Origin of the sequence: Bacillus sp. K2I17, assembly GCF_002209985.1 — a bacterium.
In the GTDB taxonomy this organism is placed as follows: Bacteria; Bacillota; Bacilli; order Bacillales; family Bacillaceae_G; genus Bacillus_A; species Bacillus_A wiedmannii.
Window position 1 is genome coordinate 1 of record NZ_NJGF01000081.1, and the last position, 8,281, is coordinate 8,281.

At 29.2% G+C, this 8,281-nt stretch carries 6 protein-coding genes; 5 read left to right on the plus strand and 1 reads right to left on the minus strand.

The window, feature by feature from the left end; all coding sequences use genetic code 11:
- The 4 genes from CER22_RS30300 to CER22_RS30315 form a co-directional block, all read left to right on the plus strand.
- A partial coding sequence (locus CER22_RS30300; protein WP_179211962.1) for a polysaccharide deacetylase family protein occupies window positions 1–530 on the plus strand: 530 nt, incomplete at its 5' end.
- A 419-nt stretch (window positions 531–949) separates the two neighbouring features.
- On the plus strand, window positions 950–2,680 hold the full coding sequence (locus tag CER22_RS30305; protein ID WP_088610428.1) for a methyl-accepting chemotaxis protein: 1,731 nt from the start codon (window positions 950–952) through the stop codon (window positions 2,678–2,680).
- A 406-nt stretch (window positions 2,681–3,086) separates the two neighbouring features.
- Window positions 3,087–3,341: a SunI/YnzG family protein gene (locus CER22_RS34150; RefSeq protein WP_033707525.1), complete on the plus strand. Its 255-nt coding sequence runs from the start codon at window positions 3,087–3,089 to the stop codon at window positions 3,339–3,341.
- 724 nt (window positions 3,342–4,065) lie between these two features.
- Window positions 4,066–4,725: a CatB-related O-acetyltransferase gene (locus tag CER22_RS30315; protein ID WP_088610429.1), complete on the plus strand. Its 660-nt coding sequence runs from the start codon at window positions 4,066–4,068 to the stop codon at window positions 4,723–4,725.
- A 294-nt stretch (window positions 4,726–5,019) separates the two neighbouring features.
- Here CER22_RS30315 and CER22_RS30320 read toward each other — a convergent pair whose 3' ends face one another.
- Complete coding sequence (locus CER22_RS30320) at window positions 5,020–6,258, minus strand: helix-turn-helix domain-containing protein (protein ID WP_088610430.1); 1,239 nt, start codon at window positions 6,256–6,258, stop codon at window positions 5,020–5,022.
- Between the two features lie 605 nt (window positions 6,259–6,863).
- Between CER22_RS30320 and CER22_RS30325 the strand changes: the two genes are divergently transcribed.
- A partial coding sequence (locus tag CER22_RS30325) for an RICIN domain-containing protein (protein ID WP_088610431.1) occupies window positions 6,864–8,281 on the plus strand: 1,418 nt, incomplete at its 3' end.

Consider the following 8,281-nt stretch of genomic DNA (forward strand, 5'->3'; position numbering starts at 1 on the left):
CATTCTTTTTAATTGGTGATAATGTGAAAAGGTTCCCAGATTTAGTGAAACGAGAGCATGTAGAGAACCATTATGTTGGCATGCATAGCATGACACATGATTTTAAAAAGTTATACACCAATAAGGAATATGTTAAGGAAATGAAAGAGGATCAATCTTTAATTAGAAATGTTATTAGAAACTCACCGAAATTAACACGCCCACCATATGGATCAATGCCTGGCTTAAATGAATTACTTCGAAATGAAGTGGTCGTGAATAATTTAAAAGTTTGGGATTGGACAATTGATTCTTTAGATTGGAAATACAATAAATTACCCGTTGATGTAGCAGCCGCAAAAACTGTTCAAAATGTATTAGCAGGTGCGACGTCTTCAAAAGAAATTGTTTTAATGCATGATATTCATCCACAATCTGTCGCGGCAGTTCCAGCAATTATAAAAGGATTAAAAGAAAAAGGTTATGAATTTGAAGCTTATGATGAGAATAATCATTTTCCAATAAACTTCTGGCATGATAACCGGATATAAAAAAGAATATGTATTAATTATAGAATGGAATAAATGATATAGGGTTTAAATATATGTAAGAGCGTGTTTAGTTAATAAATGAAAACACGCTCTTTTAACTGGCTATTTTTTTATTAATTTAATTTAAGTATAGGCTTTTTTATTTAAATAATTTGAGGTTTATGTCACTGCACAGTGATAGGAGGGGAGATTAACTTACACCATGCAAATAGTAGTTAAATTCAGATTTAACTACTACATTATCACTACAGAAATTGATTAAACCTAAAACATGTATCAATTCTAAAATAAATAGTTACGTTATTTTAGAAAAGCTTTTACGGATTTTCCAATGGATATAAATAATTAAATGTCGCATTTTGTCGTTTGTTTTCATATAATTATCATTTAATCAATATATAACAATGAGGGGGATTTAATTGTCGTTTTTAAAAAACAGTAAAATTGGCACAACATTAAACGTATTGGTAGTTATAGCAAGTGTCGCTTGTATAATATTATCTATACTAGGATTTTGGGGTCTTAAAAAAGGTGAGTATGCTTCTACTACTATGTATGAAGATAGTTTATTACCAATTCAGTGGATAGGAGCAATAGAGTCTAATTATTATCTTATCAATATGAATGTAAAGGAAACTATTCTATCAAAAGATGAAAAAAGAATAAAAGAGCTTTTGACAGAAATAGATGTAGCTCGTACAGAAACTGATCAGTTATTAAAGAAGTTTGAGACTAGAGTTAGTTCTAATAAAGAAAAAGAATTGTATACAACATTTTATACAACATTTAAAGAATTAAGAACACAACTGAAGAAAGTACAAGATTTGGGACAATCTAATAATGAAGAAGCATATGCTTATTACCTAAAAGAGGTTGATCCTAATATGAAAAAGTCAATTCAGGCAATTCGTGAACTTATCCAATTTAATAATAATAATGCAGATCAATTACAAAAAAATAATACTGACAGTGCAACAAATACCATGATGCTGTTTATTAGTATCTCCATTATAGCAATTGCAATCGTTATTTTTATTGGCTATATCATTAAAAGTGCTATTAAACAACCAATTGTATTATTACAAAGAGATATGGAGCGGGTATCAGCAGGCGATTTAACGATACGTACTTCTTATAAATCAAATAATGAATTGGGAAGTATTGTACAGTCTTTTAATAGTATGTTGGATAACTTACAACAATTAATTGGAGAAGTGAAAATCACAACACAAGAGGTTATTTCTTCTACCGATGGTATGTTGCAAGATACAAAACGAGCATCTAATATATCAAGTGAGGTTGTTCAAACTATTTCCGAGGTAGATAAAAAAATAGAAGGACAAGTTACTAGTATTCAAGAAAGTTCATCATCAATGGAAGAAATTGCGACTGGAGTTCAAACAGTAGCTGAATCTTCAGCAACGGTTACAGAAGTGGCTGTCACAACAACAGAACAAGTCAATTTTGGTAGTGAAGTGATAAAACAATCTATACTTCAAATGATTAGTATTCATGAGGTTGTTGAAGAAACATCCAAAGTAATAGATAGGCTTGTTACACGTACGCTGGAAATTGATAAAGCTCTGTATGCTATCACTAATATTGCTGAACAAACAAACCTTCTTGCCTTAAATGCCTCAATTGAAGCTGCACGTGCTGGAGAAAATGGGAAAGGATTTGCAGTGGTGGCGGCAGAAGTGGGCGATTTAGCTGAGAAGTCTAAAAAATCCGCGAGTGAAATCAATCATTTAATACAATTAATTCAAAGAGATACAAAAGATACAGTTGATGCAATGCAAAAAGGCCAACAAAAAGCTTCGGAAGGAAAAGAAACTGCTAATAAAGCAGATCAAGTATTCACGTCTATTATGGTGGCTATTAATAAAATCACTAGCCAAATTCAAGAAGTATCTGCAGCGACAGAAGAAATGTCTGCCGGTACAGAAGAAGTCAATGCCTCTATGTCGAGTGTTTCTGAAACTGCAACGCAAGTAGCTAAGGAAACAACTCAAACTGTACAGTCAATCCAATCACAAGCAGCATCAATTGAAGAGATATCGAATCAATCTAACAAAATAAAAGAAAAAGTAGAAGCATTGTCAGCATTAGTTTCTAAATTTATTATTGAGGAAAAAGGAAAAGAGAAATAATAAATATCGAATATGATGATATAAGATTTTAAAAAAAGACTATTGTAACTTTTATAAAATACAATGGTCTTTTTTATTTTCATTGAGCAGATGTGTCAAAAAATCCTACACTATTTTCTACAAAGATTTTGTTTTCATCAATTTATGCCTTATTTGATTCGCTAATAGAATAGCAGCTTTTTTTCAATTAATTACTGTTAAATTGAAAAGAAACGAAATTGATTAATAGTAATCAAATCGTTTTTAATATAGTGTATTTTTATGAAAATAAGGAGTTTGTACATGTAATTTTGCATACATAAGCACAAATTCTTAAAATCCTTATATCATTATAGATGGTTTTATTTAAAATAATTTAGGTAATTGGTTAATTATTTATCTAAAATTAATAAAGGATTGATATAAAATGTCAAGAATTAGCATAACAAAGTCCCAAGATAGTATAATGATTGCATGGCAATCAGCAGAGATTACCATCCCTTTAAAAGATATAATTACTATATCTACGAATGACGTTCCTCATAATAAGCTCGATCATGTTGTTTATATTGGAACTCCATCTTCCTCGAAGAATAGAATACTAGTACATACTACTAACTTAAACTTCATTATATTTGTTGTTAATCCATCTATAATCTTAGAAGAAATTAATATTGAGTAATACAGTTCTAATAAGAATTGTAGAACGGCATATAAGTCTAAAATATAATCTCATTAACAAACGTTGATAAATAGACAGTAAATAAATTTTGTACTTTCTTCTCGAAATAGTTTAGAGATTCATGTCGTTTGTAAAAAGTCATGAAAGTAGGAACTGATTTTAAAGTGTAAAATGCTGAATTATCTACATATACATTTCATTTAGTACCCATTTTCTTGTCCATATATCGAGACAAGAAAATGGGTACTTTTTTAAACGAAGACACCAAAGTGGGTACTTTGTAAAAATAGCAAATACTAATTAAATGTGAAGTTAAAATTCAATTCTACATAAATAACAAAAGATATTCATAAATGCTCTATTTTCTTGTCTAAAAATTATCGATTTTCGAGCTTGCGACAAGAGACCCTAAACTACTTAACCAATAATAATGTAATGTTCATGAAATATATAGATTTCAAAAGAAATTTATGTTCTAGATATGAATAATTTTCAGATCACAAACAAACATTATATACATTGTATAAACCATTTGATCCTATAAAAAGAAAGAAGATACAAAAAATTGACTAATGTAATTTGTTTTGTTATCCTCTTATTATTATACACGAAAGGCTTGAGAATGATGATTCGTCGTTTGAAAAAATTAAAAAATGTGGCTGTCGTATTAAGCTTCTAAGTAAATTGCAAAGATCTACAATACTTAGAAGCGAGGAATATAGTTATGAAGCATCCATTATTTAATCATTGGTCTGAAACAAAGTATTTAAAAGATATAGTAACAAATCCACTTATTGAAGTAGGAGAGTACTCCTATTATTCAGGATATTATGGACATCAAAATTTTGAAGATGGTTGTGTAAGATATTTGTGGGGAGATGTTAAGTCTCGATCGCTTTTCAATCCAATTGAACAAATGGGTTGGCATCTTGATAAACTCATAATCGGAAATTATGTTTGTATTGCAACTGGAGTTGTCATATTAATGGGGGGTAATCATAACCACCACTCAGAATGGGTTACAGTTTATCCATTCGTTGAGCAAATAGAACAATCATTTGAACCGAAGGGTGATACAGTCATAAAAAGTGATGCTTGGATTGGTATGAATGCTATAATCATGCCTGGTGTTACAATTGGCGAAGGTGCAATTATTGCAGCTGGATCTGTAGTTTCTAAAGATGTTCCACCATATACAATAGTTGGGGGTAATCCCGCTAAAGAAATAAAAAAACGGTTCACTGATACAGAAATTAATATGTTAATGGAAATGCGTTGGTTTGATTGGAATAGAGAATTAGTTGAGAGGGCAATTCCTCTTTTATCTAGTCCATCTATAGAGCAGTTATACAATTTCTATAAAAGTGAAGTGAAAAATAAATAAATTAGTAAAAAAACTACATTCTATATAGAATGTAGTTTTTTTATAGGTATTTAAATCATCATATAATATCTAATGGTTTAATCATTTGAACACTTCTGTATAGTTAGTCCAGTAACAAAATTGAAAAATTAATTTTGTTACACCTTTTAAAGAGCCTCCCTTTATAAAAAATTACCCATTTTCTTGTCTAAAAAGAATCCATTTTCATGTCTTTGTACAGAAGAGGGGGGAAAATACATTACACTGCGCTTTTTCATCTTCACGTTAAATTCTCATTTAGTGAACACTTGGATGTTAAAATAGGCAATACTGATTACGATATTGTTTAGGTGTAAGTTTTGTATATTTTTTAAAAATACTAGTAAAATAACTCTGATTGTTAAAATTAAGTAAAGTGCTGATTTCCAATATAGAATGATCAGTTAAAGTTAATAGTTTTTTTGCTTCTTCTACTTTTTCTTGTTGAATGTATACACTAAAGGGGATTCCTACTTCTTTTTTAAATAATGTAGATAAATACATTGGGTTCTTTCCAGTAATATGTGCAAGTTGTTTAAGAGGGATTGTTTGATAAATATTCTTAGTAATATAATTTTTACAGTCCATGATTGTTTTTGAGTAATTTTGATTCTGATATCTTTTTACACAATCCGTAAAAATACAAAAGGCTTCTTCAATTAATCGTTCTATAGATTTTATATCTTTTAGTTTTTCAAGGCTTTCTATGTAAAAATCACTAATTGTAAAGGCTTTATCAGAAGGGACACCACCTTCAATTGAATATCTAGTAGCCACCGCAATCCCAGCAATGGCTTGATTTTTTCGATTTCTCAATTCACTTTTAGAGCATAATACTCCGATTTTTTCAATAGGAAATGAATTCCACCTTTTTAATAACCCTTCCTTATCTCCGTTTTTTATTGTTTCAAACATTTGTATTGAAAGTGGTATCTCATTACGTAAAACATTATCTTGATGACAGATTGAAATTTGTAAATCAAGTTCCTTTTCATTACATATAGGTTTATTTAACAAACGGTTTCTTTTCGCAACTGTATTGAAATTTAATTTTTTTTGATAAATTAAGTAATACAATAAAGTGCTAATACATAACAATTTTGTCTTTTTTATAACAGGAGTTAAATGGTAGTAATTCAAAACTGTTTTCTTATTTAAAGTAACATGAAAATCATTCAGAATTCGTTCTATCTTGTTTTCTAATAGTTCTGAGTATATAGATGGTCCGATAATAAAAGTCCCATCCGTATCTCCATCTTTTACAAGATGAATTAAAATGAAATTTTCTAAATACGTGTTTGTTCGGATAATAGGAAAATTAACAAAATCATTCTCTAAATAAAGTTCATTTAATTGTTCGCCTGTAGAAGCATAAAAAGGATTAGGGATATTATTAAAACTGTTTTCATGAAGGATATTTTTATTTTTGTCTAAAAAACGAACAGAAATCTCAAATGTTTGAGCTATTAACTGACAAATATATTCTTTATTTATTAAGTGATTAAATTTTTTCATAATTGCTTGCCTCTCTAATAATCATAGTAGTTTACATGATTTTTATGTAAACTTTCATCTACTCCTAAATTACCGCCACTAACTTAATATCACAAAATTACTAAATTTAAGTAAAAATCTTTATATTTTCCTAATTATTTTATCAAAAAAAAAACTTAATTAGTGCGTAATATTTGAAATAGAAAGTATGTAATAATGCATAGGCGCTACATATTTTCTATTAATTTAGTTAAGAAATACTAATAATTACTTTACAGGGGTGATGATAGTGCTTAGTTAAAGAATGATATCTTATAATGTCTGAAGAAATATGAATATGCTCATTGTTTAAGTAAGAGGAAGAATAAAGAAATGTTTAATAGTACGCTTAGATAATACCTCTATTCTTTTAGATTTTATAGAACAAGGAATTAATGATGGTGATGTTCTATTAGGGTTGTTCAGTTGTATTAGATTAACAGCCTTAGAAGTGTAGGTGGTATTTTGTCTAAACTTATCTCAATAATATTTCTCTCATGAAAACTTAGTGTTAATTTTCAAAAAACATAGGAAGAATTAGAGAAATCCACTAATCAAATAGTAAAAAAAATAGAAAGGATTTATTAATGAATACATCAAATGAACTTAATAAAAAAAATTTAAATATTACACGCCTTATTATCACTTCAGATCCACAGTATCCATGGACTCCCAAAATGGATGCCGGAACTAGTAATGAAAGTGAAAATGAAAAAAAAAGAGTTTCTGAAAACTTAATAAGAGAACAATATAATAATATCAATAACTATATTTATGCCCATGGAGCAGCTCCAGTTATTATAAATGGGGATATTACAGCTTATGGGCACCCATGGCAAAGAAGTAAAATGAATGAACTGCTTAACGGATTAATGATAAGACATTTCTATGGTTTAGGAAATCATGATATTGAAAATAATCTTAATAATTGTGTAGATAACAGGTGCACTGCGGGGTCTTTATCAGACTTATATTGGCATACTCGGAGAATGCCAGAGAGTATCCTAGATGAAGTAGATATAAAAAAAAGTGACCTTCCTCATGGAAAAACAGCATTGAAGGGAAGTTTTGCATATTCAATTAATTATGGAGACCTTTATTTAATTCAGTTAAACAATTATCCGACAATGGAAATAGAGTCCAAACCAATATTTGGGGATCATTTCCAAATGAATAGTACATTAAATTGGTTAGAAAAAGTGCTTAAAAAAGCTAAAAGTCTTGAGAAAAGCATTATTGTTAATGTCCATAAACCAAATGGTTGGAAAAATGAAAGGTTTACAAAATTAATAGAATATTATGGCGTAAAAGCAGTATTTGCAGGTCATTATCATACTGTTTTAGGATTACAAACTAATTATCAAGAAAACTTTGGTAGCATACCTGTTTTTTTATCGGGTAGTGCTTCGCAGGAAACCTACTTAATCTTAGAACAAACTGAACAAGCAATAAATATATATTCGGTATGTAATAATGATTTTGAAAAGAAAACTTTAGAAGCAAGCATTATGATGGGGAACTATAAAATAAAGACAGCTTTAAATGATACAAGTGGTGTGGATGTTTCTGCTTCTGGAAATAAGAATGTACACTTATATCAAGATAATGATACCCAAAGGCATCAATGGAGTCTTTTTTATAATGCAAGAAAAGATGCTTATCAAATCACCAATTTATGGACTGAAGACGTGTTGACTTGGGATCTTTTTAGTAATTCTAGAAATGTATTTATTACAAAAAATGAGCATAAAGAAGAACAATATTGGATTTTAGAGAACATAGAGAATGGTTATTATATTATAAAAAGCAAAGCGAATGAGAAGTTAGTATTAAATGTTGAAGGTGGAAAAACTAACAATAATACCAACATTAATGTACATGAGAAAAATAATACAGCAGCTCAAAAGTTCAAACTAAAGCCAGTAATCATACAAGGTGCCTATAAAATAAAAACGGCTTTAAATGGTACAAGTGGTGTGGATGTTTCTAGCGCTGGAGATAAAAA

What these genes read in the sequence shown, in the direction of transcription:
- CER22_RS34150 (WP_033707525.1), top strand. Translation starts at nt 3,087, where the DNA reads ATGTCAAGAATTAGCATAACAAAGTCCCAAGATAGTATAATGATTGCA.
- CER22_RS30315 (WP_088610429.1), top strand. Translation starts at nt 4,066, where the DNA reads ATGAAGCATCCATTATTTAATCATTGGTCTGAAACAAAGTATTTAAAA.
- CER22_RS30320 (WP_088610430.1), bottom strand. Translation starts at nt 6,258, where the DNA reads ATGAAAAAATTTAATCACTTAATAAATAAAGAATATATTTGTCAGTTA.